The following is a 23805-nucleotide window of genomic DNA, read 5'->3' on the forward strand; positions in this document are numbered from 1 at the left end:
GTCGATCTTAGCCTGAGGCAAAGCGCTTCTCGCGCCGCCGCGCCTGAACCGGCTGGTACGCCATGCGGGCGTGATGCTCGCAGTAAGGCACCGTGCCGTCCTTTTTGCGCCCGCAGAAGTGGAACTCCTCTTCCGTGGGATCGCCGATGGGCCAGCGGCACATCGACTCCTTCAGCGTGAGGATAGTCGCCCGCTCATGCAGCGGGATGACGAGTTCTGCGACCGGCGCGGGCGCCGGATCGTATTCCGCCTCGTAAGACGGCTTGAGCGCCACATTGCCCCGCGTGCCGAAAGTCAGCGACGGCGCTCGATTTTGCCGTGGCGCGTGATTGCGCCGTGGCCGTGGCGCGCTGGAGCGCGAACTGGTCGCGCGCCCCGAAAGCCCCAGCCGATGGACTTTGCCGATCACCGCGTTACGGGTCACGCCGCCTAAGCGACCCGCGATTTGGCTCGCGCTCAATCCCTCTGCCCAGAGCTTCTTCAGCAGTTCCACCCTTTCATCAGTCCAAGCCATGGTTGGCCTCCTCGTTTGGACTCAGATTCCACCCGTCCCGCAAGACGGCATTTTTCGAAATACTCGGAATTACTGCTGAGAATGACCGCTCAGGCGCCAACAGCACCTACAACATCTGGTAGCCGAGCAGTTATTACCCTACTAAAACCGGTAGAAGCCGACAAGCGTCCGCCACGCTTGGGTGCCCCGTTTTCCACCGGAACAAGCGGATTCTGCCACTTCTCTCGCGAGAACACAAACGCGAGCGTTGATGGAAACGTGGAGAAACCTTGGATAAGCAGGTCATGTGCACAGATTGACACCACCCAAGACCAGACCTAACACTCTGACTTTCCTTGCTGCCGCCGGTCGGCGGCAATTTTGTTTCAGGGATACGCAAGTTTAATGTCGGCCCTCCTTCCGACCTATGCCCGCAGCGGATTGTCCTTCGCGCGGGGCAAAGGCGCCTTTCTCTTTACCGAGGCGGGCGAGCGCTATCTCGACTTCTCGAGTGGCATCGCCGTGACCGCGCTCGGCCACGCTCATCCGCGGCTGATCGAGGCGCTGACGGCCCAGGCGAACAAGGTCTGGCACGTCTCAAACCTGCACCACATCGCCGAGCAGGAGCGGCTCGGGGAGCGGCTGTGCGACGCCACCTTCGCCGACCGCGTGTTTTTCGCGAATTCCGGCGCTGAGGCCGTGGAGGCCTCGATCAAGGCCGCCCGCCGCTATCACTTCGTCAATGGCGCGCCCGAGCGCTACCGGCTCGTCACCTTCGGGGGCGCCTTTCACGGCCGCACCCTCGCCACCATCGCCGCCGGCGGCCAATCAAAGCACCTGGAAGGTTTCGGCCCGCCGGTCGAGGGCTTCGATCAGGTGTCGGGCTTCGACCTCGAGGCCGTCGAGGCGGCCATCGGCGATGAAACTGCCGGCGTCCTGCTGGAGCCAATCATGGGCGAGGGCGGCATGCGCGAAGTGCCGTATCGGTTCCTGCAAGATTTGCGCACCCTGTGCGACGAGAAGGATATCTTGCTCGTGCTCGATGAGGTCCAGAGTGGCGTTGGGCGCACCGGGCGCTTCTATGCCCATGAATGGGCGGATATCACGCCGGACATTATGGCCACCGCGAAAGGGCTCGGCGGCGGCTTTCCCGTGGGCGCGTGCCTCACCACCGAGGCGGTGGGCCAGGCCATGACGCCGGGCAGCCACGGCTCGACCTTTGGCGGCAACCCACTTGCCATGGCGGTCGGCAACGCGGTGCTCGATGTCGTTTTGGCTCCGGGCTTTCTCGAACATGTCGCGCAAATGGGGCTAAGGTTGAAGCAGCGGCTCGCGGGTCTCGCCGATGAGCATGACGACGTCATCGCTGAGGTGCGGGGCCAGGGGCTCATGGTCGGGCTGAAGTGCAAGGTGGAGAACCAGAAGCTCATCGCCGGCTTGCGCGAGCGGGGGATGCTCACCGTCCAGGCCGGCGACAATGTGGTACGCCTGCTGCCGCCGCTTATCGTGGGCGAGGAGGAAATCGACCTTGCCTGCGCCACGATCGACACCGCTTGCGCCGCGCTGAAAGTAAGCGCGAGCGAGAACGCATAGCTTTCCGAGACGTTTCCCATGTCACCGCAGCCGAAGCATTTCCTCGATCTCGACCTATTGGACGCCTCGATCCTGCGCGCCATCCTCGATAGCGCCGCAGTAATGAAGAAGTCCGGCAGGGTTCCGAAGGCGCTTGGTGTGCCGCAAGGCGCGGTGCTTGCCATGCTCTTCGAAAAGCCGTCCACCCGTACACGCGTGTCCTTCGAGGTTGCCATTCATCAGCTCGGCGGCACGGCCATCGTGCTCAATCCGCAGGACATGCAGCTCGGCCGCGGCGAGACGGTTGCCGATACCGCGCGGGTTCTGTCGCGCTACGTGGACGCCATCATGCTGCGTACGGGCCCGCCCGCGACCCTCACCGAGTTTGCCGAGAACAGCACGATTCCCGTGATCAACGGGCTCACCACGCGGTCCCATCCGTGCCAAATCATGGCCGACGTCATGACCTTCGAGGAGCGCAAAGGTCCCATCAAAGGCCGCACGGTCGCCTGGATCGGTGACGCCAACAACGTTTCCACGTCGTGGGTGCACGCCGCGGCGCGCTTCGGCTTCACCTTGCGCATGGCGGCGCCGGCCGATTTCGCGCCCGCCTCGGACAATCTGGCCTGGGCTGAAGGCGAAGGCGCGAAGATCGAGGTGATGGACAGCGCGCGCGAAGCCGTGCACGGCGCCGACTGCGTGGTCACCGATACCTGGGTCTCGATGGGCGACAATGATGCCCAAAAGCGAAAGGCCGCCCTGCGTCCCTTCCAGGTCGACGAGGCGCTGATGGCCGTTGCTAAGCCGGACGCTATTTTCATGCATTGCCTGCCGGCCCATCGCGGCGAGGAGGTAACGGACGCGGTGATCGACGGCCCCCAATCCGCCGCGTGGGACGAGGCGGAAAACCGGCTCCATGTGCAGAAGGCCATTCTCGCTTGGTGCCTGGGCGCGCCCAAAGCCCGCAAAGCCAAGGTGCTGAAGTTCGACCCTGCGCGCGCCCGGGCAGCAAAGGCGAAAAGGCAGGCCAAGAAGGCAAAGAAGGCGGCGCCGAGGAAGATGGCCCGGGCCAAGTCGCGCGGGGCCGGACGGTGAGCGCTCCAATTTCGGAAAGTCACATCGAGCTCTCGTTGCCGCCGGACGATCTCGTCCTGCCGTTTCAAGCCGAGCAGGCCGACGTGCTCGGCCGCTTGGTGCAGCTCGGGCCGACCGTCGACACGATCCTGTCGCGCCATGCATATCCTGAGCCCGTGTCGCGGCTCTTGGGCGAGGCCGTTGCGCTCACCGCGCTGCTCGGTGCTTCCCTCAAATCCGAGGGCAAGCTGATCCTGCAAGCGACCACCGACGGACCCGTCGATCTGCTGGTGGCTGACTTTTCAGTGCCGGGCTCCTTGCGGGGCTATGCGCGTTTCGACGCCGAGCGTCTGGCCGCGCTCGATGCGGACGACGATGCGGCGCTGCTCGGGCACGGCCACCTCGCCATGACCATCGACCGCGGCGTGGATACGGAGCGCTATCAGGGCGTCGTGCCGCTCGAGGGCGAGAGCCTCACCGAAGCCGCCGACACGTATTTCCGGCAGTCTGAGCAGCTTCCGACCTTCATCCGGTTGGCTGTCGCGCGGCACTTTAGAGCCGGGGAGAATGGCGAGGGCGCCTGGACCTGGCGGGCCGGCGGCCTCCTTGTGCAGAAGCTTACGCGCGAAGGCGGCGTCGCCAGCCTCAAGGAGTTCGAGGAGGACTGGACGCGGGCCAAGTCGCTTGCCGAGACCGTCGAGGACCACGAGCTGCTCGACCCCATGCTGTCGCCTGAGCGGTTGCTCTTCCGCCTATTTCATGAGGAGCAGGTGCGCGTCTATCGCGCCATTCCGCTTCAGACCTATTGCAGTTGCTCGCGCGAGCGTGTCGAAGAATTGCTCGATCGCTTCTCGGCCGAAGACATCGCCGAGATGACCGTGGACGGCGAGGTGTGGGTCACCTGCGAGTTCTGCAACGCCCGCTACAACTTCGATCCGGATAGCTTCGGCGAAGAATAGCGTCTAAGCGCGCAGCCTCGCCGTCAAATCGCCGAGGAATTTCAAGCACGCTTCGAGCTGCGTGATCGCCACGAACTCATCGGCTGCATGCGCTTGTGCGATGTCGCCGGGCCCGCACACCACGGAAGCGCAGCCGGCTTGCTCGAACAGACCGGCTTCCGTGGCATAGGACACGCCGCTGGTGCGATTCGCGCCGGTGAGCGCCATCGCAAGGTTCACGGCCTCCGACCGGGGCGGGGCCGAGAAGGCCGGCACGGACGTCTGGCTCTCGGTTTCCACCGCGGCTTCGGGCGCGACTTTTCGCATCGCAGGCAGCAGGTCGCGCGCGGCAAAGGCGGCCAACGTGTCGGGGACGTCGTCTACTTCCGCCCCTGGTAGACTCCTGATTTGCCAACGGAATGCACAAGTCTTCGGCACAATGTTCGGCGCGCTGCCGCCCTCGATCATGCCGACGCTCATTGTGGAATAAGGCGGTTCGAAGCGGGGATCGTTCTCCTTTTCGGCAAGCTCGGCCGCCATGCGGTCGATCTCGTCGACGAGCTTCGCCGCAACGGAAATCGCGTTGACCCCGATGGCGGGCAGGCTCGAATGGGCTTCCTTGCCGGTGATGGTGGTGCGGTAGACGTCGATGCGCTTGTGTCCGTCGATCACTTGCATGCTGGTCGGCTCGCCGATGATCACCACGCGCGGCTGGGGCAGGTCCGCGCCGATACGCGCGATCAGCGGCCGCACCCCGGCGCAGCCCACCTCTTCGTCATAGGAGATGATGATGTGGATCGGCTCTTTCAGCACCACCGACTTGAACAGCGGCACCGAGGCGAGCACGCAGGCGATGAAACCCTTCATGTCGCATGTGCCGCGTCCGTAGAGCTTGCCGTCCCGTTCCGTCAGCGTGAAGGGGTCGCTCGTCCATTTCTGTCCTGTGACGGGCACGCAATCGCTGTGGCCGGAAAGACCGATGCCGCCCGCGCCCCCGCCGATCGTGGCGAAGAGACATGCCTTCTTGCCGTCCTCGCTCGGAACCAGCGTCGAGGCGACGCCGTGGCCGTCCAGATAGTCTTGAACGAAGGCGATCAAATCGAGATTCGATTTCGCGCTCGTGGTGTCGAAGCCGACGAGCTTTGTAAGCAGCTCGACGGGGGCGGATTGATTGACCACCAAGGAAATCCTTTAAGATGATCGTGAGTTGCTTCGTTGCGGCTAGACGGCGCGGCCAAATCGCTCCGCCGACCTCGTCCGTGCTTTGAGGGCCTCAACCTCGCGATCGCGCGGCGGGGCGTTCGTCACAAGGCTATCGAGCAGCTCACGCGCTGCCTCCGAAACCTTATCGACTGCGCGATGGAAGGCGATCTCGTTGGCCTTGGACGGCGTGGTGCAGCCACTCAGCTTCCGGACGAACTGGAGTGCGGATGCACGGACCTCCGCGTCCGTGGCGGGCGGTTCGAAGTTATGCAGCGTCTTGATGTTTCGGCACATGATCGGGACCCATAGGGAAGACGACGACGCGGAGCAGGGTGGCATACGGTATCGCCGCCCCGCAAGGCATAGGCCTCACCGACCGTGCGCAGCGGTGAGCGCCTGGTCGAGATCGGCCTCCAGGTCGCTCGGCTCCTCCAGCCCGATGGAAAGCCGGATCGTGTTGTCGAAAATGCCGAGCTCCGCGCGGGCCTCGTCCGTCAAGCGTTGATGCGTCGTGGTCGACGGATGAGTGGCGAGGCTCTTCGCGTCGCCGAGATTGTTGCTGATCTTGAACAAATCCAGGGCGTTCAGCGCCGCGAAGGCGGCGTCCTTGCCGCTCTTGACCTCGAAGGCGACCATCGGCCCGCCATTGGCCATCTGCTTCTTGGCGAGGTCGTGCTGAGGATGGTCGGCCCGGCCGGGATAGAACACGCGTTCGACCTCTGCGCGGACCGCAAGAAAGTCGGCGATGCGTGCCGCGGATGAGCAATGGCGTTCGACGCGCAGAGGCAATGTCTCCAAACCTTTGAGCAGCACCCAGGCGTTGAACGGGCTGAGCGAAGGCCCCGTGTGCTTGAGATAAGTGTGCAGGGTCTCGTTGATGAACTCGTCAGGACCGAGCACCACGCCGCCGAGACAGCGCCCTTGGCCGTCGATATGCTTGGTGGCGGAATAGACGACGATATCGGCGCCGAGCGGAATCGGCCGCTGACCGAGCGGTGTGGCGAACACGTTGTCGACCACGGTCATCGCGCCGGCCTTTTTGGCGATTCTAGCCACGGCTTCGATGTCCACCAGCTCAAGCACCGGATTGGTCGGCGTCTCGAAAAAGAAGGCCCGCGTATTGGGCTGCACCGCCGCGTCCCAGGCGGCAAGGTCACGCCCATCCACCAGCGTCGAGGTGATGCCGAAGCGCGGCAGCAGATCCTCCACGATATAGCGGCAGCTGCCGAACAGCGCGCGCGCCGAGACCACGTGGTCTCCCGCCTTGAGATGACACAGCAGGGACGCGGCGACGGCCGCCATGCCGCTCGCCATGCCGCGTGCCGCCTCCGCGCCTTCCAGTGCGCACATGCGGTCCTCGAACATGGAGACGGTGGGATTGGCGTAGCGGCTATAGACATAGCCCTCCGCCTCGCCCTTGAACCGGGCCTCCGCCTCCTCGGCGCTGTCATAGACATAGCCAGAGTTGAGGAAGATGGCCTCCGACGTCTCACCGAATTGGCTGCGCCGCGTGCCCTCATGCACAAGCTGGGTGGCGGGCGCCCAGGCCTTGCGGCGGCCTGTCCTGTCTGCGGCCATGCTCAGAACTCCTGCCTCTGTTTACGGCCGGCCATAAAAAAACCCGGACCTTGGCTGCCGCCAAATGACCGGGATCGGCTGAAACGCCTCGCACGGCCTTTTAGCGACTTATTTTACGTGGCTGCAAGCCGGCCGGCCAAATCACCACGAGAGGGCGATTAATGTCGCGGGCGGGCGTCCGCGTCAAGTCTGCCAGGTGAGGGCTACGAGGAAGCTCAGTACGGCAAGAGCGCCCAGCGCCGTGCGAGCGGCATGGAGCCAGTTCCATTTTTGGATGAGACGCGAGTTTTCGCATCCGCCTTGGCGGGATCGCTCGCCATCAAGGCATTATTGGTCGGCATGAGAACGATGAGGGTGTATGGCCAGTTGGAAAGCATCAGCAGGCCACCGGCCAGGAAGCCCATGACGCCCGTCTGCCACCAAGCCGCGGCTCCGAAGAGAAACCCGAGCACCGCCAGGCTGGCTTGCATGACGAAGCCGCGCTTATAGGCGGGCTTCCATTGGGTCAGGAGCCCCCGGTCGTCGAGACGGAGCCGAGCGGGCTGTTCGGCGAAATTGATGTAGAAGGCGGCGCCTGTGAACAGAGCCGCGACCGTGAGAGCAAGGTAGCTTAAAACCATGGTGCCTCCGGCCCGTGACCCCTTGTGAATCCAGGGGAGAAGGCCGAGCTTAGGGTGACCGAAGCCCAGGCAAATGCCAAGAAGATCGACCATGAACCAGTCCGACCAGCTTTTCGAGGCGCTACCCGAAGACGCCCGCGCCCTCCCCGGGGAGGGCCGCAAGGGCGCGCTCGGCCGGACCGGCATTCTGCCGAGCCAGGCGCTTCGGCAGCTCATCGCTGCGGGCGAGATCGCCGGCGCGCCGGCGATCGAGGACGGGCAGATCCAGCCCGCGAGCCTCGACCTTCGCCTCGGCAAGGTGGCCTACCGGGTCCGCGCGAGCTTCCTGCCGGGCACCAAGGCCACCGTGCGCGACAAGCTGGCGGGGCTCACCTTCCACGAGATCGATCTCACCAAAGGCGCGGTGCTCGAAGCGGGCTGCGTCTACCTCGTGCCTTTGATCGAGCATCTGAATCTTCGTTCGACCATCGCCGCCTTCGCCAATCCGAAAAGCTCGACCGGCCGGCTCGACGTGTTTACGCGCCTCATCGCCGACTATCAGGAAAGTTTCGACAGCGTGGCCGAAGGCTATAAAGGGCCGCTGTTCACCGAGATCTGCCCGCGCACCTTCTCCATCAAGGTCCGCTACGGTTCGCGCCTCAATCAAATCCGCTTCCGCCGCCGCGTCAGCCAGCAAATCGACGCCGAGGCGCCGGGCCGCGTGGGCGACCGGCGCTTGCGGGCGATCCACTCCGACGTCGGGCTTGTCGAAGGCGAGGCGGCGATCCGCGATGGGTTGAACTTGCGCATCAGCCTCGCGCCGATCGAGGCCGGCGGATTGATCGGCTATCGCGCTCGCCGCTATGCTGGCGTCATCGACGTGGACAATGTCGGCGGTTACGACGTGGAGCAATATTGGGAGGCGGTGCGTCTTGGCGGAGACAAGCGGCTCGTGCTCGATCCGCACGAGTTCTACATCCTAGCCTCCAAGGAAAGCGTATCCGTGCCGCCGGAATATGTGGCCGAGATGGCGCCGTTCGATCCCATGATCGGGGAGTACCGCGTTCACTATGCGGGCTTCTTCGACCCCGGCTTCGGCTATGCGGAGGGCAAAGCGCCCGGCGCCAAAGCGGTGCTCGAAGTCCGCAGTCTCGACATCCCCTTCATCGTCGAGGACGGTCAGATCGTCGGCCGGCTCATCTACGATAAGCTGACCGAGGTGCCGGAAACCCTTTACGGCCAGGGCATCGGCTCGCATTATCAGGCCCAGGGGCTGAAGCTGTCGAAGCACTTCCGCCAGGAGTGAGCCGTTAAGGGAAGCGGGCGGCAGCCAATAATCAGATAAAAGCGGGGGGCGTAGCATGGAGTCTGTCACCAAGGCTGTGGAGTGGCTGAGCGGCATCGTGTGGGGCGTCCCCATGCTGGTGCTCCTGCTCGGCGTCGGTCTCTACCTGACGTTTGGCTTGCGCCTCCGCACTCTGCGCGATCTGCCGCTTGCCTTTTGGATGCTGTGGCGCGGCCGCGTGGCCGAAGGCAAAGGCGAGATCACCCCGTTCAACGCCCTGATGACCGCGCTCGCGGCGACCATCGGCACGGGCAACATTGCCGGCGTCGCCACGGCGATCTTCATCGGCGGCCCTGGCGCCGTGTTCTGGATGTGGATGACGGCGCTTGTCGGCATGGCCACCAAGTTTGCCGAGGCCGTGCTGGCGGTGCACTACCGCGAGGTCGACGAGCGCGGCAAATATGTCGGCGGTCCGATGTACTACATCAAAAATGGCATGGGAGCCCGCTGGGCGTGGCTGGGCACGTGCTTCGCGGTGTTCGCGGGCTTCGCCGGTTTCGGCATCGGCAACATGGTGCAGGCCAATTCGGTGGCGGACGCGCTGGAGGCGGCGTTTGGTCTGCCGTTCTGGGTGACAGGTGTCATGCTCGCCCTCCTCACCGGCCTCGTCCTGGTCGGCGGCATTCACCGCATCGGCGCGGTCGCCGGCAAGCTCGTGCCGTTCATGGCCATCAGCTACATTGTCGCCGGGACCATCGTGCTGATCCTCCATGCCGACGCCATTCCCGGAGCTTTCGGCCTGATCTTTAGCCACGCCTTCTCGCCCATCGCGGCGACGGGCGGCTTTGCCGGCGCCGCCGTCTGGGCGGCTATCCGCTTCGGCGTGGCGCGCGGCGTGTTCTCGAACGAGGCGGGACTTGGCTCGGCGCCCATCGCCCATGCCGCGGCGAAGTGCAAAGGCCCGGTCAGCCAGGGCCTCGTCGCCATGCTCGGCACTTTCATCGACACGATTCTCGTGTGCTCGTTCACCGCGTTGGTGATCCTGAGCACTGGCGCCTGGACCAGCGGCAAGAACGGCGCGGAGCTCACCTCGCTCGCCTTCGAGACGGCGCTCCCCGGCATCGGCAGCATGATCACGTCGCTCGCGCTCGCCATCTTCGCCTTCACGACCTTGGTCGGCTGGAGCTATTACAGCGAGCGCGCCTGGCAATATCTGTTGGGCGTCAAATCCATCGTGCCGTTCCGGGTCATCTGGTCGCTTGCGCCGATTGTCGGCGCCACCGTGAAGCTGAGCTTCGTCTGGCTGCTCGCCGACGTGTTGAACGCGCTCATGGCGATCCCGAACCTCATCGCGTTGGCCGTGCTCAGCCCGGTTGTGTTCAGCGCCGCGCGCGAGTTCTTCAAGACTCGCGGCAAGTCGGAGAACAACCCGTTCTAGGCGCTGCTATCCCGCAATGCCGTTCACGCCGTCGGCCCACATCAGGAGGCCGAACGCCAAGGCGTTGACCACCATCCAGAGCAGCGTCAGGAGCGAGACGCGCAGCAGCATGGATCTATCGACGGAATTCTGCTTTGCCCGACTGCGGTACCAGAACGCCAGCGCCACCATGGGCAGCAGCACCAAGGCGAGGCAGAACCCAAGATACCAGCCCCGTACCGTGGGGTCCGCCAAGCTCTGTGCAATCGCGTTCATGGGCAAAGTCCTCGATGATCGTGAAGAAAGGCAGGGACCAGTAGCGTGTCTATGACGCGAGGGCCATACGCCGGAGCGGCCCGTTATTCGACGACGCGATTGATCTCGTCCGCCCAGATCAGAATGCCGAAGGCGATAGCGTTGAGAACAACCCATGCGCCGGTGAACCAATAGACACGGCTCATCATGGCCTTCGCGTGCCGGCCGTACCGGCCCGCATTGATGTCCTGCATGATCGATACGCCGTCTCCGGCGTTGTAGGCGGCGTCAGCCAGAGACCCGCGCGCCCATATCCGAGATCCCCGTTGCCTCCGCATCAGGGCCCGTCCGCCGGGACTGTGTCGGATGCCCCGGTGAAACCAGACGGAGAGCGCCACCATCGGTAGGAGGAGCAGCGCGAGGCAGCCGATGAGGTACCAGCCGCGAACAGTCGGGTCTAAGAAAGCGTGAGCGATGGCATCCATGGGTTCATTCTATAGGCGCGCCCGAGCGGAACAACGCCGATCCCGTGCGTTGCTGTCTGAGTGGCGAAAGCGTAATCCGTATGCGATGCTTCGCCGCTAACGGATTTTGCGAGGGTTTCGGGGGGAGGCCGACATGAAACATGCCGCAATCGTGCTTGCGTTTGCCTTGGCGGCGGGTGCGGGGTTCGGGGGAGCCGGCGCCGCGGAGGATTTGACAGGGCTGGCGAAGCAGGCGGAAAGCGAAGCCAAGGACGGCAAGAACCTCGAAGCCTACGACACGATGCGCAAGGCCGCCCTTCAGGTATGGCAGTCGGGGCCGCTTCTGTTCCGCAAGGCCATTTTCGTCACCAAGGCGCCCGAGGGCTTCGGCATCTACGATCCGCGCCCCGAGGGCGCCTTCAAGCCCGGCGAGAAGCTGTTCATCTATGTCGAGCCGGTGGGTTTCACCTGGCAGGAGAAAGACGGCCTGAACCATGCTCAGCTTGTCGCCGATCTCGTTCTCAAGGACGACGAGGGCACCGTGCTCGGCGAGCAGGAGGGGTTCGGAACCTTCACCTTTGACAGCCGTGACGAGAACATGGAGGTGATGACCGCGCTCACCATCGATTTCACCGAGGCACCGGCCGGGAAATATGCGGCGGAGCTGAAATTCACCGACAAGCCCGGCGACAAGTCGGCGACCTTCGAGCTGCCCTTCGAAATCAAGGCAGAAGGCGATGCGTCGTCGGATGATAGCTCGGAGGACGACACCTCAAGCGCGCAGCCGTAGATAGGCGACGAGGTCGTCCAGATTGCTGCCCATGCCGTCGGCCTTTACGCTGAGCACTTCGGGCGGCGCGCCCAACCGGTTCACCCAGAAGGTTTCATAGCCGAACCATTTAGCGCCCGCCGCGTCCCAGCCGGCGAAGGGCACGAATAGGATGCGGTCGCGGGGCATGCTCAAGGTCTCGATGGCGAGGCGGTAGGCGCGGGGGTCGGGTTTATAGGTGCGCACGGCGTCCGTGCTCAAGGCCTGCTCGAAGGTGCCTTCGAGCCCCGCGCTCTCGATCGCGGCCCCCAGCATGCGCGGCGTGAAGTTCGAAAGGAACGCAAGCCGGAGCCCCTCCGCCTTCAGAGTCTCCAGCGCCGCTGGCGCGTCGGGCCAAGCCTTGAGGGTGAGATAGCCGTTCATAATTCTCTCGACCTGACGCGGCGAGAGCACCACGTCCATCGCCTCGGCCGCGTAGAGCAGGCCATCCCGCGTGACCTTCCAGAAGTCTTCGTACTCGCCGGCCACGGTGCGGAGCCAGGTATATGCGAATTGCCGGTTGCGCCAGAGCTCGCCCAGTTTCTCGCCCCGGCCCGGCGCCATCGTCTCGAGGCTTTCGAGGATCGGCCGCGGATCGAAGACGGGAAAAGCATCGAACAGGACGAGCTCGATCTTCGCGTCCTTCTTCGCGTCCTTCTTCGCCTCCTCGGCGCTTGAAACCGAAGGCAGCAACGTGGCGGCAAGCGTGCTTGCGGCCAGGCCAAGCGTATCGCGGCGTGTTAGCGGCATGAATCGTCCCCGAAGGCAGGTTATGCCGAGCAGGCGCCGCCGCCAAGAACGCAGAATTTTGCGCAATGGGGATGGCAGAGTTTGACGGCCCCATGGTCGAACATGCCGCCGTTCGCGCGCCCTGCCTCGGCCAGCGTGCTGCCCATCTCGAAAGCGGGATCGTAGGCAAGCAGCGTACACGGCAGCACCACGGGCGCGTCCGCCCCTTGACGCTTCACCACCATGCGGCTCGACGCGCACATCACCTCGGAAGGGGATTTGCCGAGAATGCCCCAGCAGCTCTCGGTGATCTCGGGAACCTCCGCGCGCTCGTCCATCTCGGGGAACAATACGAGAGAGGCTGGGTCGCGCGCGTCCACCGGCCAGCCGCGCCACTTGATAAGCACGGCGTAGCCGGTCCGCGTATCCGCCTCGCTTTCGCCCCAGCAGGTGCGTCCCGCGAGCGCCAGCGAAAAGCCGTTGGCCGCGAGCCAGTCGAGGCCCTCGAGGGTCTTGTCGAAGGAGCCCGGGCCGCGCTCCTCGTCGTGAAAGGCCTTAGTGTAGTGGTCGAGGCTGACCCTTAAGGTGAGACGATCGCCATAGGCTTCGCGCAGCGCCAGCAGACCTTCGCGGAGGTTCAGGCGCAGCATCGGCTGCATGGCGTTGGTCAGCACCAGCGCCGAGAAGCCCCGCTCCAGCGCGTCATCGAGCAAGCCGAGAATTTCCGGGTTCATGAACGGCTCGCCGCCCGTGAAGCCGATCTCGGTCACGGGCCAGCCGTCGAGGGCGATCTCGTCGAGATAGGCGGCGGCTTCCGCGCGCGTGATGTAGATGAGCCGGTCGTTGCTGGGGCTCGATTCGATATAGCAATTGCGGCAGGCGATGTTGCAGAGGCTGCCTGTGTTGATCCACAGGGTCCGAAGACTATCGAGGCTGACGCGCGCGCGCCGCTCCCCGGCCGCGGTCCGGTCCGGGTCGGCAAACTTCGCATGGGCCATGGCGAACGCGGCGTCGGTCATGAAAGCCCTCCAGCAAGGGCATTAACAAGCGCTCGCGCCCTAACCGCAAGACCGGCCGCCTTCACCTGTGCGTGAAGGCAAGTTGCTTTTCTTAAGTTCCGTGTCGTTGTATTGAGGCTGAAGGCGGGTGTAGCTCAGTGGTAGAGCAGTAGCTTCCCAAGCTACGTGTCGGGCGTTCGATTCGCCTCACCCGCTCCATAATTCTTGAGCCGGTGGTGACACCGGTGGTGACAGAACGTTAGGAGGCGCTTAGGAGCGCCGTATTCTTCGTCGGTACAAGAGGCAGACCAACGTCCAAAGGCCGGGCCTCGCCTGACTTGGTGCGTTGCTGAGTAAGCCGGATATGTCCGAGTGGAAATGATCGGTGTCGCTCGCGCACGGGGAAGAGCACCGCGCGGAGACAGGGCGCTGTAGCTGCCCGGATTGCCCCAGAGCGCGTCATTGGTAATGACGAGGTCCTCAGTTCAATCCTGAGCGGCGGCACCATTAAAACAGAGACTTAGCTGGCAGCTGCAAAGCCACCACCAGCAGCGAAGTGCGAGCGAAGTGCTTCTCATCAGATCGAGAAGTGCGGGGGGCGTAGTTTCCTCTTTTGACCTTTGCGCATTACCCCAGGCTGCTATGCGTGCGGGGCGACTATTGGCAGTACGGAGAAGGTCGGTTCCATTTGTCGTAGCTGGCCACCACCGGGACCGGAATAACAAGCTCCGCCAGGGCCAGCGTAGGCACCACCGCCAGGGCCAGTGTACGCACCACCGCCAGGCCCGGTGTACGCACCACCGCCAGGCCCGGTGTAAAGCCCACCACCCGGCCCGGTGTAGCAAGGCCCTCCAGGACCGGCGTAACCTATGCAATTAGCGAAAGCAGGCGTCGAGAATGAAAGCGCGGCAGCGATGGCTGCGGCTACAACAATCGATCTGGTCATGGCTACCCCCTTACGGGAATCCCCCCAAGAACGCACCCAGAGGTATTCTTGCTCTTTTTGAGCGAGACGCAATATTCCGTCGGAATCGGAAGTTGCAATGCGGCGCATACAAGTAAATAGCGCTGAATGAATAACTACAACTATAACGAGCATCTTCGCGCTGGCAGTGCCCGCAAAGCCGCGCTAAGAGGAAACAGTGACACGACGCGGCCTGGTGATTTCTCGATGACAAGACGTTTGCCTGTTTGGCTTGCCGTGCTGGCGCTTGCAGGCGCCTGCCTGGCGCCGTTCACCGTCCACGCCCAAGAGGCCAAGCCCGGGCCCAAGCCCATCGTACCTGACAATTGGCAGGGCGACGCGCTGCGGCCTAAGCCAGACATGAAGGGAATCGAGAGGATCCGCTTCATCACCGACTCCGACTATCCGCCGTTCCATTATTACGACGAGGTGGGCGCGCTGACCGGCTTCAACGTCGATCTAGCGCAAGCCATTTGTGAGGTCCTCGAGGTCGAGTGCCAGATCAACGCCACCAACTGGAGCGATCTGATTCCGACCCTGGATCGTGGCGAGGCGGATGCGGCCATCGCTTCCATCCGCATCACGGCCGAAGCCCTGAAGGCCGCCGACTTCACCTCGCGCTATTATGCGACGCCCGCGCGCTTTGCGGCGCACAAGGAGAGCGAGCTCGACGACATCCGCCCCGAGACGGTTGAGGGTCTCAAGGTCGGCGTGGCCAAGGACACCGGCCACGAGGCTTATCTCAAGAAGTTTTTTCCTGCTGCGGCCGTCGCCACCTTCGACACGAGCGAGGACGCGCAGAAGGCGCTGAAGGACGGGGCTATCGATCTCGTCTTCGGCGACGGCATCACGCTCACTTTTTGGCTCAACGGCGTGACCAGCGAGTCGTGCTGCGAGTTTCGCGGCGGGCCTTATCTCGATTCAAGCTTCTTCGGAGAGGGCGTCGGCATCGCGGTGAAGAAGGGCAACCGCAAGCTCGTCGAGGTCCTCACCTATGGGCTCGAGCAGGTCCATGCCAGCGGCCGCTACGAAGAGCTGTTCCTGCGCTACTTCCCCATGAATTTCTTCTAGTCCCGCTTGCTTGGCGTGCCCTTCGGCGGCCGGGGCCCGGGCGGCGGAGCCTCGTTTCGAAACGGTAGCCACAAGCTCCAGCCGAAGCGGGTAGGCTCCTCGCTCTGATAGGGGGTGAGCCCGATCGTCATGCCTTGATGGCCGCCTTCTGGCTGCGCCGTGTAGGTCCGAAACAGCCGGTCCCACACGGAGAGATTGAAGCCGTAATTGGAGTTGTGCTCGCGCCGCTGCACCGAGTGATGCACCCGGTGCATGTCCGGCGTCACCACGAAGATGCGGATCACGCGGTCGAGCCAGCGCGGCAGGTCAATATTGGCGTGATTGAACATCGCGCAACCATTGAGAATCACCTCGAACAGGAACACCGCCAGCGGCGATGCGCCGAGCGGCACCACCACAACGATCTTCCACAGCATGGAAAGCGCGATCTCGACTGGGTGAAAGCGCACCGCCGTGGTTACGTCGATGTCGCGATCGGCGTGATGTACTTTATGCAGGCGCCACAGGATCGGGATCTTGTGGGAGGCGAGGTGCTGCGCCCAGATGGCGAGATCGAGCACGACCAGTGCGACGACGATTTTCACCCATTCCGGCCAGGCCACGTTGTTCAGGAGACCGACATTGTTTTCTTGCGCGTAGAATGCTGCGGCTACGGCAGTGACGGGCACGGCGAGCGCCGCCATGAGGCGCAACAGTAGGCTGGCGACGACGCTGATCCCCACATTGGTCAGCCAGCGCCGCCCCTTCGAGACCATTAGCGTGCGCTTGGGCAGGGCGAACTCGATCAGCGCCATCAGCAGAAAGATGCCCGCGAAGACGCCGAGCCGGATCGCCGTGTCGTTGGGGCCTAAGATATTGTCCATGGCACAGATATAGGCGCTGCTTTGGGGTCCGTCAGTGTGGCGCGCCCCCGGCGTCAAGCCAACCACCACCGGATCACAACAGCGAGACCGCGCTTGATCGCGATCAGTGGACCAAAAAAGGCGGTGCCGCGAAGCACCGCCCCTCAGGAACGCAAGAGATCACGCTTTGCGCCTCAGGCTTTTTTCGCCACGGGCCGGGTAGTCTTCTTTGCCGGCGTCCGGGTGGTGGAGCGCGCGGCGGGCTTCTTCATCTCCCGTTCCTCCTTCTTGCCGTGAAGCTGGAAGGCGAGGACGAGCAGCATGACGCCGAACACGATGGCATAAGCGCCGAGCCACCAAGTGAGCACGACTGCGCCCACGACCGGCGCGATCAGCAACACGACGCCGAAGATCACAGAGGCGATGCCGCCAAGCGCCAGCCACCAGCGCCCGTGGTCGATCTTCAAGGTGAGGGCCGCGGTCAGCATCAATGCGCCGGAGATGACGGCCCACACGGCGATGAGGATGACGAAGGCTACGGTGGTGATCGCGGGCCACAGGAACGCGATGACGCCGGCGGCGAGATCGACGACGCCTTCGAGGATCAGCAGACCCCAGCGTTCCCCGTTCCGCGCGGCCTTGATGCCCGAGGCGATGGCGAGCACGCCGTCCACCAGCATGTAAGCCGAGAATAGGAGAATGAGCGCCAAAATCGCGGCGGCGGGAACCACAAGACAGATCAGGCCGAAGGCGACGCCAAGCAGGCCACGGAGGCCTACCGCCCACCAGCTATCGGCCAAGACCTCGCTCAGCGCGTCGTGCCGCTCCGTTGATATGGTTACAACCATGACGGCCTCCTTCGGGGTTATGGGAAAGTCTCGGCGCGTCGACCGAACGCGCAAAGCCAATCCGCGCAGATGTTGAAACCAAAATAAAGCGGCCGCGCCGTGAAATCGGGAGTTGTCCACACCCCCAGTCTCGCGCGTCACAGTTCCAGGCTATCCTCGGATACGAGGGCCGAGAGCGTCTGTCGCAGCCAGTAGTGGCCGGGGTCTTGGTCGAAGCTCGCATGCCATAGAAGCGAGATGGTGAAGCTCGGCAGATCGATCGGCACGGGGCTCGTGGCCAGCCCGAACGCGTCTGAGAAGTAGCGCGCGAGCCGCGACGGCATAGTGGTGATGACGCGCGCGCGGCGCACCACGAAGGGCACGGCGAGAAATCCCGGCGTGGTCATGACGATGCTGCGGCGAAGCTTGTGCTTGGCGAGCGCCTCGTCGACGGCGCCGCGGGCATCGTCGGCGAGACTCGTCAGGAGATGCGGCCATCGCAAATAGTCTTGCAGCGAAAGCGGCGGCGCGAGACCGAGTTGCTCGCTGCTGAACAGGCAGAGGAAGCTGTCGGTGTAGAGCTGCCGGCGCTTGTGATGGTTCTGGCCCTGATCGAACACGCCGATGCCGAGATCGAGATTGCCGGTGTCGAGCTCCTCCAGGATGCTCATTCGGTTTGTGGAGCGCAGTCTCAGCGAGACGCCCGGCGCCTCGTCTTGCAGGCGATCGATGAGAGCGGGAATGACGGCGACCTCGATGGAGTCGGCGAGCCCTATCCGGAACACCCTGTCCGCGGTCGCCGGATCGAACGCCTCGCGCTGAAGCACGGCCGCTTGGATTTGCGCCAGCGTCATCCGCACCGGGTCGACGAGCGCCATCGCCCGGGGCGTGGGACGCATGCCGTCGGCGCCGCGGGTCAGAAGCTCGTCGCCGAACAGACTGCGAAGTCGCGCCAGATTGTGGCTCATGGCCGATTGGCCGAGGCCCACGCGGGCCGCGGCGCGCGTCACGCTCCGTTCGGTCAAGAGTGCGTCGAACGCGACAAGCAGGTTGAGGTCCAACCTGCTTAAATTGGCATGATCGATACTCATCATCGATCCTATCGATTGGATTAATGCTAGTGGAGCCCCCATGTTGATTGCAAGAGCAAACCGGACCTGTTTCCCGGAGCTAAAAGAAAGAAGAGCGGGCGAGGAAATGAGGATCGCCATCCTTGGCGCGGGACGCGTCGGCGCGTCTCTAGGCGCGGCCCTCAAGGCCAAAGGCCACGTCGTTGTTTTCGCTGTGCGCGAGCCGAACGTCTCGGCGGGCTTCGTTACCAAGACCATTGACCGGGCCATCTCGAGCGCAGATGCGGTAATCCTCACGACGCCTTGGACGGCGGCCGAGGCGCTAATCTGCGAGCACGCACCGGCGCTCGCCGGAAAGATCGTCATCGACGCCACCAATCCGCTCAACACCAACGCGACGCGCCTGGCGTTCGGCTTCGACACGTCGGGCGCCGAGTTGCTGCAAAGCCATGCGCGGCACGCGACCTTCTTCAAGGCGTTCAACGTCACGGGTCCGGGGGCCGTGGCGAGCCCCCGCTATCCGCAAGGACTTGCCGCCGCGTTCGTGGCGGGCCCGAGCGGCGCGCAGAAGGACGTCGTCATGGGGCTGGTGAGAGATGTCGGCTTCGAGGCGGTGGACGTGGGCGAGCTTCGGGCCGCGCGCCTGCTCGAGCCCTTGAGCATGCTGCTGATGCACCTTGAGGAAACCGGGGAGAAGGGCCGCGATCTGGCCTTGGTCCTCGGCTCCCGGACGAACAGACAGGCCGAGCCTTGCCCCGTGGTGAACATGGAGGCGCGCGAGGCCGGATGAGGATTTCCCCGCGGGCTGACCTGTCGGCCACTCCAGAACCCGCGGGCGAACGAGTGGAGGACGAGACCCAGGAGATGCGCCGGATGAACTCCCTCGCGCGGTGAAAATCGCTCCCTAGCGGCGTGAGTGCGAGGCCCCGGCCGCCCTCCTGCTCCGCGAGTCGGAAGGGCGGCCGGACATTCAGCACGGGCTTGAGAGCGCGCAAGGCGCGGTAACCTTTTGTTATGGTTAACGCTCCGGCCATTAAATCGCCACGAAACGCTTGAAAATCATGATGTTTCCCGTAAGGCGCGAGCCTCGCGGGCGTTAACCATATGTGTCTGTTTCGTCAGCACTCAGGGGCCTGGGGGAGGAAGCTGATGACATGCGAACCGTCGCGACATTAGCGCTCGCCGCTATTGGCGTTCTCGGCTTTGTGCTGCCTTGCGCCGCTCAATCCGGTGCGGTTTCCGTTGCGCCGAAGAGCAGCTCCGTTTCCAAGACCGCGGTCTCCCCACAACGGCTTAGTCCGCCGGAAGTGCCCGTGGTGCAGGCGACCACCGAGGATAAGGCCGCGCGCGAGGATACTACGCCTGCCGCGCCGCAACCGGTCGCAGCCCCCCAGTCGGTCACGACGCAGCGGATCACCCCGGACGCGATCGCGCCGCGCGAGACCGCGCCGCAGCCGGTCTACGCCCGCCCGACCCTGAGCACGCCTGCCTATGCGCCCGCGGCGCAAGCCGCCGCCCCGCAATCGGATTTCAGTTCCGCCGAGCGGCTGCTCGATTGGATCTCCAACTACCGCGACCGTCCCCAGCTTTGGAAAGTGCCCGCATCGGTGCACGCCATGCTCGATTACGGCCTGTTCAAGGACGAAGAGCAGCGTTGGTTCTGCATCGGCTTCATTGCCGGCGTGCTGGGCACCAATCCGAACGACGGCCCGAAGCTCGTCACCCAGATGTTCCCGATGCCCGACAAGGAGCAGGAGGTCATCATCCGGGCGATCGCCTATTCGGGCCGCCCCGACTGGCGGACGCTTCTTGAGAAGAACGCGGCGAAGATGCCGCTTCGAAAGCCGCTGATCGACGACTTCCTCGAGGAGCGGCGTCCGAGACTGCAAGACCTGGCGTTGGATGTCGGCGGCGCGCCGGGCATCTACGCCCATTGGGGCTACTACGTCGCCACGGGCCAGCACGAGCCGGTCATGCGCATCATGGAAGCTCTGAAATGGTCCAAGGATAAGGAGGAGAGCGGCTTCGCCTTCGGCAAGATCTTCTCAGGCTGGGGATCCGACGGCGGAATCGAGAAGGTCACCACCGGCGGCACGGCGAAATGGACGCTTGCATCCTATGCCGAACGCGACCGCGAGCTGATCAGCCTCTATCGCGCCGAGTATCCGAACCAGCCGCCCGAGGTGGCCAAGCCGCTGAAGGATGTCATCGAGGCGGCGGAGCTATTCGAGGCCGAGAGCATCCGGAAGGACCAGTTCGGTGCCATCGAGGATGCGCAGAAGAGGCAGATGACGGCGGACGCCGGAATGTCGAAAGGCATGACCGCAGGCTCGATCGCGATCGCCACGGGCTGCGTTGCGGCAACCGCCTTCGGTCAGGCGCAGATCGCCATACCTTGCGTGATCGGTGGCGCGCTATATTCCGGCGCTGCCAAGCTCGCCCACTAAGCGACTATTTGCTGCTGCGGCTGATGAGAAAGCCGATCGCCACGCCGAAGCCGAGCGTCAGCAGCAGCGACGCGACAAGGTTGTCCTTCATCATGTCCTCTGCGTCGTGCGCCGTCTCGGATGCGAAGTCCCGGGCACGCCCATACGAGTGACCGGCGCTTTTCCCGGCGCTTTGCGTCAGATCCTGCACGTAACCGCGCAGCGTATCGAGCTGGTCGTAGACATCGCTGACGTCGAAATCCCTTCCGAATCTGGACGTCTTGCGTTCAGCCAAGCCCCACATGTGTAGTCCTCCTAAGAATTGAGCGCGCAGCCGCACCGGCTGCGTCGAAACCTATCCTATCAACAACCGCCCAAGGGCTGCGTCGGTTCCGTGGCGCACCGTTCGCAATTGGTGAAGCCGGGTTCTAGAGTACCGCGTTGCGCGCACGGATTCCGCGTTCGATGGCCGTGGTGGTGAGTTTGTCGAGCTCCAACCCGTCGGCGAGCATCTGAAGGAACCGCGTCTCCTCGGGCTTAACGTCGAGGTCGGCTGCGGCGACTTCCAGCGCCACGGCATAGGCCGTCTCGTGCAGCTTTTTCGGCAGGGTGCTCCGCAGGAGTTCTAAAACCAGCTCAAGACCGTTATCGGCGCTTAAGATTTCTCCGCAGGCCTGGGAGGCTGGGACGAGCTTGTTCGCGTCATAGGCGTCGAAGATCGGCAGGTGGGAGATGATTTCGCCGATGCGGGCAAGCTCGGCGTCGGTCATCATGCGGTCCACGGCCGATACGGTGACCATCGCGTAGATCAGCGCATCGTGATGGTCGATTGGCGCAGTCATAAGCTCTCCACCCCTCTTTCCCTGTTGGCTCGAAGCGGCGCGACGGTAGGAAATTGCAGGTTTCCGGGCAAGCACCGAGTGGGGGCAGGGCGGAAATACTGGCGCGCCGTAGAAAACTGTGAAATTTGTCGGGCCGAGCGCCCTTCCAGACCAAGCGAAATCCCACCGATGGTTTCCCCGCCCAGCGCCAAGATCGAGATCAACTCCGAACTTCTCGCCCACGCCCATGTCAGCAAGGCATGGCCGTTCGAAGAGGCACGGAAGGTGCTGAGCCGGCTGAAGCGCATCCCGCAGCCCACCGGCCCCATCATCTTCGAGACCGGCTACGGGCCCTCGGGGCTGCCGCATATCGGCACGTTCGGCGAGGTCGCGCGCACCACTATGGTGCGCCATGCGTTCCGCGTCCTCACCGAGGACAAGGTGCCGACCCGGCTCATCTGCTTCTCCGACGACATGGACGGCCTGCGCAAGGTCCCGGACAACATCCCAAACAAGGCGATGGTCGAGCAGCATCTCGGCAAGCCCCTGACGCAGGTGCCGGATCCTTTCGGCGAACATCCGAGCTTTGGCCAGCACAACAATGCGCGGCTAAAGTCGTTTCTCGATACGTTCGGCTTCGACTACGAGTTCTTGTCGGCGACCCAGTGCTACACGTCCGGGCGGTTCGACGCGACCTTGCTCAGGGTGCTCGAGCATTACGACGAAATTCGCGACGTGATCTTGCCGACGCTGGGTCCTGAGCGCCGCGCCACCTATAGCCCCTTCCTGCCCATTTCGCCGGAGACGGGCAAGGTGCTGCAAGTGCCGGTCATCGACCGCGATCTCGCCGCGGGCTCGATCGTCTACAAGGATCCCGACTCCGGAAAGCTCACCCAGGTCGCGGTCACCCGCGGGCATTGCAAGCTGCAGTGGAAAGCCGACTGGGCGATGCGGTGGGCCGCGCTCGGCATCGACTACGAGATGGCGGGCAAGGACCTGATCGACTCGGTTCGCTTGTCGGGCCGCATCTGCCGCATCCTCGGCCGCCAGCAGCCGGAAGGATTCAACTACGAACTGTTCCTCGACGAGAACGGCGAGAAGATCTCCAAGTCCCGCGGCAACGGTCTCACCATCGAGGAGTGGCTGTCCTATGCGTCGCCTGAGAGTCTCGCGCTCTACATGTATCAAAGCCCGAAAAAGGCGAAGCGGCTTTATTTCGACGTCATCCCGCGCGCGGTCGATGAGTATGTCGGCCATCTCGCCGCCTACCCGAAGGAGGAGCAGGCGGCGAAGCTGATGAATCCTGTGTGGCACGTCCATGAGGGCGACCCGCCGCAAGCCGAATTGCCCATCAGTTTTGCGCTTCTTCTCAACCTGGCCTCCGCGTCCAATTCGGAAGACCGGGAAGTGTTATGGGGTTTCATTCAGCGCTACATGCCGGACGCCACGCCGGAAGGTCACCCGCTGCTCGATGAGCTCGTGGGCTACGCTATCCGCTATTTCCATGATTTCGTGAAGCCGTCGAAGCAGTATCGCGCACCGGCGGACAAGGAGCGCGCCGCGCTTGCCGATCTCGACAAGCGTCTTGCGGCGCTGCCCGAACAGGTCCTTGCCGAAGAGATCCAGAACGAGGTGTATGCAGTCGGCAAGGAGCACGGCTTCGAGCCGTTGCGCGACTGGTTCCAAGCGCTCTACCAGGTGCTGCTCGGCCAGAGCCAAGGGCCGCGCTTCGGCTCCTTTGTCGAGCTCTACGGCATACCCGAAACCCGCGCCTTGATCGGGAAGGCGTTGGCCGGTGAGCTTGCCGCATAAGGCATGCTCTGCGCACCAATCCCTCACAATCCGGAACCCAGCTCCGGCTCATGCGTTTTCAAGCCAACAGGGTCCCGCGAAACACACTTCGCGCGGAACAGTCCCTGATGAAAAACCCAAAAGGAGTCTTCTGATGAAACTCACAACCCTGACTGCCGTCATGCTTTTGACGAGCGCCACCTATGCGTTTGCAGGACCCGGCGCGGAGCCGCCCAAAGGTTCTCAGGATCAGGACCCGTCGGGGCGTCCCGGCAAAGTCTTGAGCGAGGCCGAATGCACCAAGGCTTGGGAGACGGCCAGCCCTGACGGCGATACGCTGTCCCAAGACAAGGCCACGCCGTACATCTCGAATTTTGAGATGGTCGACTCGTCCAAGGATGCCAAGATTTCCGCTGAGGAGTGGAAAGAGGGCTGCGCCAAGGGCTGGGTGAGTGCCGATGCGGCCACCGAGCAGGACATGGAAGGCACGCCGGCCGACCCGATGGACTCCTCTGACGACACGAAGAAGTCGTCGGATGACATGAAGGACTCCTCGGACAAGATGTAGTTTGGCGAGATC

Annotated in this window: 25 protein-coding genes, 2 tRNA genes and 1 riboswitch; of the genes, 13 read left to right on the top strand and 14 right to left on the bottom strand. The window is 63.7% G+C overall.

Annotated features, from left to right (window positions below):
• Window positions 1–7 precede the first annotated feature (7 nt).
• Window positions 8–514 carry a GcrA family cell cycle regulator gene (locus ACSLE4_RS04295; protein WP_435903240.1) on the bottom strand — a complete coding sequence of 169 codons (507 nt, stop codon included), beginning with the start codon at window positions 512–514 and terminating at the stop codon, window positions 8–10.
• A gap of 384 nt (window positions 515–898) precedes the next feature.
• On the opposite strand from ACSLE4_RS04295, the gene ACSLE4_RS04300 reads away from it, so the two are divergent.
• The 3 genes from ACSLE4_RS04300 to ACSLE4_RS04310 are packed head-to-tail and all read left to right on the top strand — an operon-like array spanning window position 899 to window position 4098.
• Window positions 899–2086, top strand: a complete 1188-nt coding sequence (locus ACSLE4_RS04300) for an aspartate aminotransferase family protein (protein ID WP_435903241.1) — start codon at window positions 899–901, stop codon at window positions 2084–2086.
• An 18-nt stretch (window positions 2087–2104) separates the two neighbouring features.
• Window positions 2105–3160: an ornithine carbamoyltransferase gene (argF, locus tag ACSLE4_RS04305; protein ID WP_435903242.1), complete on the top strand. Its 1056-nt coding sequence runs from the start codon at window positions 2105–2107 to the stop codon at window positions 3158–3160.
• Window positions 3157–4098: an Hsp33 family molecular chaperone gene (locus ACSLE4_RS04310; RefSeq protein ID WP_435903243.1), complete on the top strand. Its 942-nt coding sequence runs from the start codon at window positions 3157–3159 to the stop codon at window positions 4096–4098. Before argF ends, ACSLE4_RS04310 begins: the two co-directional genes overlap by 4 nt.
• A 3-nt stretch (window positions 4099–4101) precedes the next feature.
• Here ACSLE4_RS04310 and argE read toward each other — a convergent pair whose 3' ends face one another.
• The 4 genes from argE to ACSLE4_RS04330 form a co-directional block, all read right to left on the bottom strand.
• Window positions 4102–5256, bottom strand: coding sequence for an acetylornithine deacetylase (gene argE / locus ACSLE4_RS04315; RefSeq protein WP_435903244.1), 1155 nt, complete (start codon window positions 5254–5256; stop codon window positions 4102–4104).
• 42 nt (window positions 5257–5298) lie between these two features.
• Window positions 5299–5574, bottom strand: a complete 276-nt coding sequence (locus ACSLE4_RS04320) for a DUF2277 domain-containing protein (RefSeq protein ID WP_435903245.1) — start codon at window positions 5572–5574, stop codon at window positions 5299–5301.
• Window positions 5575–5649: 75 nt separating this feature from the next.
• Window positions 5650–6858, bottom strand: coding sequence for an O-succinylhomoserine sulfhydrylase (gene metZ / locus ACSLE4_RS04325; RefSeq protein ID WP_435903246.1), 1209 nt, complete (start codon window positions 6856–6858; stop codon window positions 5650–5652).
• Window positions 6859–6938: 80 nt separating this feature from the next.
• Window positions 6939–7016: riboswitch (SAM riboswitch) on the bottom strand.
• A 57-nt stretch (window positions 7017–7073) separates the two neighbouring features.
• Window positions 7074–7571: a DUF1772 domain-containing protein gene (locus tag ACSLE4_RS04330; RefSeq protein ID WP_435903247.1), complete on the bottom strand. Its 498-nt coding sequence runs from the start codon at window positions 7569–7571 to the stop codon at window positions 7074–7076.
• Between ACSLE4_RS04330 and ACSLE4_RS04335 the strand changes: the two genes are divergently transcribed.
• Together ACSLE4_RS04335 and ACSLE4_RS04340 are read left to right on the top strand one after the other, a co-directional pair.
• Window positions 7570–8763, top strand: coding sequence for a 2'-deoxycytidine 5'-triphosphate deaminase (locus tag ACSLE4_RS04335; protein ID WP_435903248.1), 1194 nt, complete (start codon window positions 7570–7572; stop codon window positions 8761–8763). The genes ACSLE4_RS04330 and ACSLE4_RS04335 overlap by 2 nt on opposite strands.
• A gap of 55 nt (window positions 8764–8818) precedes the next feature.
• A complete protein-coding gene (locus ACSLE4_RS04340) occupies window positions 8819–10180 on the top strand; it encodes an alanine/glycine:cation symporter family protein (protein ID WP_435903249.1) in 1362 nt (453 codons plus the stop codon).
• Window positions 10181–10186: 6 nt separating this feature from the next.
• On the opposite strand, the gene ACSLE4_RS04345 is transcribed toward ACSLE4_RS04340, so the two are convergent.
• Together ACSLE4_RS04345 and ACSLE4_RS04350 are read right to left on the bottom strand one after the other, a co-directional pair.
• Window positions 10187–10435 (bottom strand): hypothetical protein, encoded by a 249-nt coding sequence (locus tag ACSLE4_RS04345; RefSeq protein ID WP_435903250.1) that lies wholly within the window; start codon window positions 10433–10435, stop codon window positions 10187–10189.
• Between the two features lie 83 nt (window positions 10436–10518).
• Window positions 10519–10899: a hypothetical protein gene (locus tag ACSLE4_RS04350; protein WP_435903251.1), complete on the bottom strand. Its 381-nt coding sequence runs from the start codon at window positions 10897–10899 to the stop codon at window positions 10519–10521.
• A gap of 133 nt (window positions 10900–11032) precedes the next feature.
• Between ACSLE4_RS04350 and ACSLE4_RS04355 the strand changes: the two genes are divergently transcribed.
• The gene (locus tag ACSLE4_RS04355; RefSeq protein WP_435903252.1) at window positions 11033–11668 is read left to right on the top strand and encodes a hypothetical protein; all 636 of its coding nucleotides are present in this window, start codon (window positions 11033–11035) and stop codon (window positions 11666–11668) included.
• Here the strand turns inward: ACSLE4_RS04355 and ACSLE4_RS04360 are convergent.
• Together ACSLE4_RS04360 and ACSLE4_RS04365 are read right to left on the bottom strand one after the other, a co-directional pair.
• Window positions 11651–12436, bottom strand: coding sequence for a haloacid dehalogenase type II (locus tag ACSLE4_RS04360; RefSeq protein WP_435903253.1), 786 nt, complete (start codon window positions 12434–12436; stop codon window positions 11651–11653). The genes ACSLE4_RS04355 and ACSLE4_RS04360 overlap by 18 nt on opposite strands.
• Window positions 12437–12456: 20 nt before the next feature.
• Window positions 12457–13434: a radical SAM protein gene (locus ACSLE4_RS04365; RefSeq protein ID WP_435903254.1), complete on the bottom strand. Its 978-nt coding sequence runs from the start codon at window positions 13432–13434 to the stop codon at window positions 12457–12459.
• Between the two features lie 123 nt (window positions 13435–13557).
• On the opposite strand from ACSLE4_RS04365, the gene ACSLE4_RS04370 reads away from it, so the two are divergent.
• From ACSLE4_RS04370 to ACSLE4_RS04380, 3 genes are all read left to right on the top strand, one after another.
• Window positions 13558–13632: transfer RNA gene (locus ACSLE4_RS04370), tRNA-Gly, on the top strand.
• Between the two features lie 206 nt (window positions 13633–13838).
• Window positions 13839–13920, top strand: a tRNA-Thr gene (locus ACSLE4_RS04375).
• Window positions 13921–14584: 664 nt separating this feature from the next.
• On the top strand, window positions 14585–15448 hold the full coding sequence (locus tag ACSLE4_RS04380; protein ID WP_435903255.1) for a transporter substrate-binding domain-containing protein: 864 nt from the start codon (window positions 14585–14587) through the stop codon (window positions 15446–15448).
• Here ACSLE4_RS04380 and ACSLE4_RS04385 read toward each other — a convergent pair.
• The 3 genes from ACSLE4_RS04385 to ACSLE4_RS04395 all read right to left on the bottom strand — a co-directional run bounded on the left by ACSLE4_RS04385 (window position 15445) and on the right by ACSLE4_RS04395 (window position 18208).
• The gene (locus tag ACSLE4_RS04385; RefSeq protein WP_435903256.1) at window positions 15445–16311 is read right to left on the bottom strand and encodes a sterol desaturase family protein; all 867 of its coding nucleotides are present in this window, start codon (window positions 16309–16311) and stop codon (window positions 15445–15447) included. The two genes, ACSLE4_RS04380 and ACSLE4_RS04385, sit on opposite strands and share 4 nt — an antisense overlap.
• Window positions 16312–16484: 173 nt before the next feature.
• Window positions 16485–17138: an HdeD family acid-resistance protein gene (locus ACSLE4_RS04390; protein WP_435903257.1), complete on the bottom strand. Its 654-nt coding sequence runs from the start codon at window positions 17136–17138 to the stop codon at window positions 16485–16487.
• A 137-nt stretch (window positions 17139–17275) separates the two neighbouring features.
• Complete coding sequence (locus ACSLE4_RS04395; RefSeq protein WP_435903292.1) at window positions 17276–18208, bottom strand: LysR family transcriptional regulator; 933 nt, start codon at window positions 18206–18208, stop codon at window positions 17276–17278.
• Between the two features lie 106 nt (window positions 18209–18314).
• Between ACSLE4_RS04395 and ACSLE4_RS04400 the strand changes: the two genes are divergently transcribed.
• Window positions 18315–18977, top strand: coding sequence for an NADPH-dependent F420 reductase (locus ACSLE4_RS04400; protein WP_435903258.1), 663 nt, complete (start codon window positions 18315–18317; stop codon window positions 18975–18977).
• Window positions 18978–19341: 364 nt separating this feature from the next.
• Window positions 19342–20634 (top strand): hypothetical protein, encoded by a 1293-nt coding sequence (locus ACSLE4_RS04405; RefSeq protein WP_435903259.1) that lies wholly within the window; start codon window positions 19342–19344, stop codon window positions 20632–20634.
• Window positions 20635–20638: 4 nt separating this feature from the next.
• Here ACSLE4_RS04405 and ACSLE4_RS04410 read toward each other — a convergent pair whose 3' ends face one another.
• Both ACSLE4_RS04410 and ACSLE4_RS04415 read right to left on the bottom strand, forming a co-directional pair.
• Window positions 20639–20917 (bottom strand): hypothetical protein, encoded by a 279-nt coding sequence (locus ACSLE4_RS04410; RefSeq protein ID WP_435903260.1) that lies wholly within the window; start codon window positions 20915–20917, stop codon window positions 20639–20641.
• A 124-nt stretch (window positions 20918–21041) separates the two neighbouring features.
• Window positions 21042–21455, bottom strand: a complete 414-nt coding sequence (locus tag ACSLE4_RS04415) for a tellurite resistance TerB family protein (RefSeq protein WP_435903261.1) — start codon at window positions 21453–21455, stop codon at window positions 21042–21044.
• 168 nt (window positions 21456–21623) lie between these two features.
• Here ACSLE4_RS04415 and ACSLE4_RS04420 point away from each other — a divergent pair, with 168 nt between their 5' ends.
• Together ACSLE4_RS04420 and ACSLE4_RS04425 are read left to right on the top strand one after the other, a co-directional pair.
• Window positions 21624–23246 (top strand): lysine--tRNA ligase, encoded by a 1623-nt coding sequence (locus ACSLE4_RS04420; RefSeq protein ID WP_435903262.1) that lies wholly within the window; start codon window positions 21624–21626, stop codon window positions 23244–23246.
• A 133-nt stretch (window positions 23247–23379) separates the two neighbouring features.
• On the top strand, window positions 23380–23793 hold the full coding sequence (locus ACSLE4_RS04425) for a hypothetical protein (RefSeq protein ID WP_435903263.1): 414 nt from the start codon (window positions 23380–23382) through the stop codon (window positions 23791–23793).
• The last annotated feature ends 12 nt before the right edge of the window (window positions 23794–23805 follow it).

It is taken from the genome of Methyloceanibacter sp. (assembly GCF_051306395.1).
Classification (GTDB): domain Bacteria; phylum Pseudomonadota; class Alphaproteobacteria; order Rhizobiales; family Methyloligellaceae; genus Methyloceanibacter.

Coding starts and splice junctions, on each gene's coding strand:
- ACSLE4_RS04295 (WP_435903240.1), bottom strand. CDS start 514: ATGGCTTGGACTGATGAAAGGGTGGAACTGCTGAAGAAGCTCTGGGCA.
- ACSLE4_RS04300 (WP_435903241.1), top strand. CDS start 899: ATGTCGGCCCTCCTTCCGACCTATGCCCGCAGCGGATTGTCCTTCGCG.
- argF (WP_435903242.1), top strand. CDS start 2,105: ATGTCACCGCAGCCGAAGCATTTCCTCGATCTCGACCTATTGGACGCC.
- ACSLE4_RS04320 (WP_435903245.1), bottom strand. CDS start 5,574: ATGTGCCGAAACATCAAGACGCTGCATAACTTCGAACCGCCCGCCACG.
- metZ (WP_435903246.1), bottom strand. CDS start 6,858: ATGGCCGCAGACAGGACAGGCCGCCGCAAGGCCTGGGCGCCCGCCACC.
- ACSLE4_RS04335 (WP_435903248.1), top strand. CDS start 7,570: ATGAACCAGTCCGACCAGCTTTTCGAGGCGCTACCCGAAGACGCCCGC.
- ACSLE4_RS04330 (WP_435903247.1), bottom strand. CDS start 7,571: ATGGTCGATCTTCTTGGCATTTGCCTGGGCTTCGGTCACCCTAAGCTC.
- ACSLE4_RS04340 (WP_435903249.1), top strand. CDS start 8,819: ATGGAGTCTGTCACCAAGGCTGTGGAGTGGCTGAGCGGCATCGTGTGG.
- ACSLE4_RS04345 (WP_435903250.1), bottom strand. CDS start 10,435: ATGAACGCGATTGCACAGAGCTTGGCGGACCCCACGGTACGGGGCTGG.
- ACSLE4_RS04350 (WP_435903251.1), bottom strand. CDS start 10,899: ATGGATGCCATCGCTCACGCTTTCTTAGACCCGACTGTTCGCGGCTGG.
- ACSLE4_RS04355 (WP_435903252.1), top strand. CDS start 11,033: ATGAAACATGCCGCAATCGTGCTTGCGTTTGCCTTGGCGGCGGGTGCG.
- ACSLE4_RS04360 (WP_435903253.1), bottom strand. CDS start 12,436: ATGCCGCTAACACGCCGCGATACGCTTGGCCTGGCCGCAAGCACGCTT.
- ACSLE4_RS04365 (WP_435903254.1), bottom strand. CDS start 13,434: ATGACCGACGCCGCGTTCGCCATGGCCCATGCGAAGTTTGCCGACCCG.
- ACSLE4_RS04380 (WP_435903255.1), top strand. CDS start 14,585: ATGACAAGACGTTTGCCTGTTTGGCTTGCCGTGCTGGCGCTTGCAGGC.
- ACSLE4_RS04385 (WP_435903256.1), bottom strand. CDS start 16,311: ATGGACAATATCTTAGGCCCCAACGACACGGCGATCCGGCTCGGCGTC.
- ACSLE4_RS04390 (WP_435903257.1), bottom strand. CDS start 17,138: ATGGTTGTAACCATATCAACGGAGCGGCACGACGCGCTGAGCGAGGTC.
- ACSLE4_RS04395 (WP_435903292.1), bottom strand. CDS start 18,208: ATGAGTATCGATCATGCCAATTTAAGCAGGTTGGACCTCAACCTGCTT.
- ACSLE4_RS04400 (WP_435903258.1), top strand. CDS start 18,315: ATGAGGATCGCCATCCTTGGCGCGGGACGCGTCGGCGCGTCTCTAGGC.
- ACSLE4_RS04405 (WP_435903259.1), top strand. CDS start 19,342: ATGCGAACCGTCGCGACATTAGCGCTCGCCGCTATTGGCGTTCTCGGC.
- ACSLE4_RS04410 (WP_435903260.1), bottom strand. CDS start 20,917: ATGTGGGGCTTGGCTGAACGCAAGACGTCCAGATTCGGAAGGGATTTC.
- ACSLE4_RS04415 (WP_435903261.1), bottom strand. CDS start 21,455: ATGACTGCGCCAATCGACCATCACGATGCGCTGATCTACGCGATGGTC.
- ACSLE4_RS04420 (WP_435903262.1), top strand. CDS start 21,624: ATGGTTTCCCCGCCCAGCGCCAAGATCGAGATCAACTCCGAACTTCTC.
- ACSLE4_RS04425 (WP_435903263.1), top strand. CDS start 23,380: ATGAAACTCACAACCCTGACTGCCGTCATGCTTTTGACGAGCGCCACC.